Source organism: Mycobacterium sp. E2462, assembly GCF_001672685.1.
Taxonomy (GTDB): domain Bacteria; phylum Actinomycetota; class Actinomycetes; order Mycobacteriales; family Mycobacteriaceae; genus Mycobacterium.
This window is the reverse complement of record NZ_LZKC01000359.1, coordinates 1-570: the sequence shown is the minus strand read 5'-3', so window position 1 is coordinate 570 and position 570 is coordinate 1. Positions and strand designations below refer to the sequence as shown.

Sequence of the window (570 nt, the reverse complement as noted above, 5' to 3'; positions counted from 1 at the left end):
CGGCCCCGGTGCTCGACGTGCTGGCCGGCCCGACGACGCCGGTCCAGATCTGGCCGTTGGGCTTCGAGGCGTCGCTGAACTTCACCTCGTAGTACGACGCGCTGCCGCTGATCCCGTTGGCGCCGGTGAGCGGGGTGGCGTCCTGGTTGATCCGGGTGCCCGGATACGGCATGAAGAACTCACCCATGTCCGAGCCGAGCCGCACCGCGGCCTTGGCGTTGTTCGGCTCGGCGCTGGCGTAGAGCTTCTGGTCCAGCCGGCCCATCACGATCCGGGTGTCGTTGGCGACCGGCGGGGGCTGATCGGGCGTGGGCGCCGGGCCGGTCGTCTTGCTGAGCAGGGCCGAACCGTAGTCGAGGTGCGAGGCGTCCGACTCGACCCAGCCGGGTGGAAGGACATAGCTGAAGCCCCCGACGGCGTTGTTGATGCGCCCGGCGTTCGGGTCCGGCGGCGGCGGGGGCAGCGGCAGCGCGTCGTACTACGAGGTGAAGTTCAGCGACGCCTCGAAGCCCAACGGCCAGATCTGGACCGGCGTCGTCGGGCCGGCCAGCACGTCGAGCACCGGGGCCG

2 pseudogenes are annotated in these 570 nt (G+C 71.1%); one reads left to right on the top strand and one right to left on the bottom strand.

Going from position 1 to position 570, the window contains the following annotated elements:
- Window positions 1-454: pseudogene (locus A5714_RS18845) on the bottom strand (APA family fibronectin-binding glycoprotein); the annotation flags it as partial.
- A gap of 1 nt (window position 455) precedes the next feature.
- Between A5714_RS18845 and A5714_RS25555 the strand changes: the two are divergent.
- Window positions 456-570, top strand: a pseudogene (locus A5714_RS25555) (APA family fibronectin-binding glycoprotein); the annotation flags it as partial.